We start from the raw sequence: 2,333 nt of genomic DNA, 5'->3' as shown, positions 1-2,333 counted from the left end.
TATACCTTTGTACTATGGAAGAGAAAAAGCAAGGTCATAACCTTATGGTCAATGAAATGTATGCAGAATGGTTTATTGACTATGCTTCTTATGTGATATTAGAACGTGCTGTGCCTCATATTCATGATGGTCTAAAACCTGTACAACGCAGAATACTTCACGCTATGTATGAAATGGAAGATGGGCGATACAATAAAGTAGCTAATATTATAGGTCAAACTATGCAATATCATCCCCACGGCGATGCTTCCATCAATGAAGCCATTGTCAATATGGGTCAAAAAGGGTTACTTATTGATACACAAGGTAACTGGGGAGATTTTAGAACGGGCGATAGTGCCGCAGCCCCTCGCTATATTGAAGCACGGCTGTCTAAATTTGCCTTAGAAGTACTTTTTAGCGAATCTGCTACTGAATGGCAAAGTTCCTACGATGGCAGAAAACGCGAACCTGTTACTCTGCCTGTTAAATTCCCTCTACTTTTAGCTATGGGAACAGAAGGTATTGCTGTGGGCTTAAATACCAAAATTCTGCCCCATAATTTTATAGAGCTGATTCAAGCATCGATAGATATTCTTAAAAATAAACCTGTTAAGCTTTATCCTGATTTTCCCACAGGCGGATTGATAGATATATCTCATTATAATGATGGCAAGCGCGGGGGCAAAGTTAGAGTACGCGCCAAAATGGAAGTAACCGAAAATAATAAGGTCATTCTCATCAAAGAAATTCCTTACGGCACAACCACTGCTTCGTTAATAGAAAGTATCGTCAAAGCTAATGAAGCAGGACACATCAAAATTAAAAAAGTAGTAGATAATACCGCCAAAGAAGTAGAAATTGCCGTTCATCTTGCTCCTGGTACTTCGCCCGATGTTACTATTGATGCCTTGTATGCCTTTACCGATTGTGAAATTTCTATCTCACCCAATGCTTGCGTTATTCTTGATGAAAAACCTGTCTTTATGGGAGTTACAGATATTTTGCGGTACAATACTCAACGAACTCTCAACATCATTGAAAAAGAGCTTCTTTACGAAAAACAAAAATTAGAAGAAAAATGGCACCAAAGTATGCTGGAACGCATTTTTATTGAAGAGAAAATATACCGAAAAATTGAACAAGCAGAAACTTGGGAAGATACCTTAGCTACCTTAGAAACCTGTCTTAAACCATTTGAGTCCAAGCTTAAAAAACCAATCTCTTCTGCGGATATTGCCCAATTAACTGAAATTAAAATTAAACGAATCTCTAAATATGACCTTGCATCTCTGCAAAAAGAAATGGAAAGCATTGAGAAAAGTATTGAGGAAATAAATTACAAACTCAATCACTTGACTGAAACTACCATTGAGTATTTCAAAAACCTACTCAAAAAATACGGCAAAAACAAAGAACGTAAAACGCAAATAGCAGTTTTTGAAAACATAGAAGCAACCCAGGTAGCAGTAGCTAATCAAAAATTGTATGTCAACCGAAGTGAAGGATTTGTAGGTTATGGAATGAAAAAAGAAGAATACGTATGCGATTGTTCGGAATTTGATGACATTATTGTGTTTCGCAAAGATGGCAAATGTATAGTAAGCAAAGTATCTGAAAAAGCTTTTATGGGCAAAGATATTATCCATGTAGCTGTTTGGAAAAAAGGGGACAATCGTACTACGTATAACATTGCTTATACAGATGGCTCTACGGGCTGGACGTACGTAAAACGTTTTCAGATTACTGCAATTACCCGAGATAAAGAGTACCAAATTATCAAAGGGAATAAAAATTCGGTTTTGCAGTACTTTTCTGCTAATCCTAATGGGGAAGCAGAGGTCATTCAAGTGGATTTGCATCCCTTGTGCAAGGCAAAGAATAAAAGCTTTGAATATGATTTTAGTCAATTAGCCATTAAAGGTAGAGAAGCGCAGGGAAATTTACTGACAAAATACCCTGTCAAACAAATTGTTAAAAAATATGAGGGGCGTTCTACTTTGGGAGGAATAGAAGTCTATTATCAACCACAAATAGGGCGATTAAACTATCAAAAGCAAGGTATTTACTTGGGGACTTTTCAAGACGGAGAATCTATTATTGTTTTCTACAAAAATGGAACTTACGAAATGACTAATTTTGATGTTACTAACCGCTACAATCCCGAACAAGTGCTGCTAATTGAAAAATTCAATCCCTTGAACATATACAGTGCTATTTATTACGATGGGGCAGACAAGCAGTATTTTGTCAAGCGGTTTGAGATAGAAACGCAAACCTTGAATAGAATTTTTCATTGCATAGAGGAGCATGCTCAATCAAAGTTGTTGTATGTAAGTTCGCAAGCTCAACCT

1 protein-coding gene is annotated in these 2,333 nt (G+C 36.8%); it reads left to right on the top strand.

Annotation, left to right across the window (positions count from 1 at the left end):
* Positions 1 to 14: 14 nt before the first annotated feature.
* On the top strand, positions 15 to 2,333 hold a 2,319-nt coding region (locus tag NZ519_13655; GenBank protein MCS7029800.1), incomplete at its 3' end, for a DNA gyrase/topoisomerase IV subunit A.

It is taken from the genome of Bacteroidia bacterium (assembly GCA_025056095.1).
In the GTDB taxonomy this organism is placed as follows: Bacteria; Bacteroidota; Bacteroidia; order JANWVE01; family JANWVE01; genus JANWVE01.
This window is presented reverse-complemented; position numbering and strand designations above follow the sequence as displayed.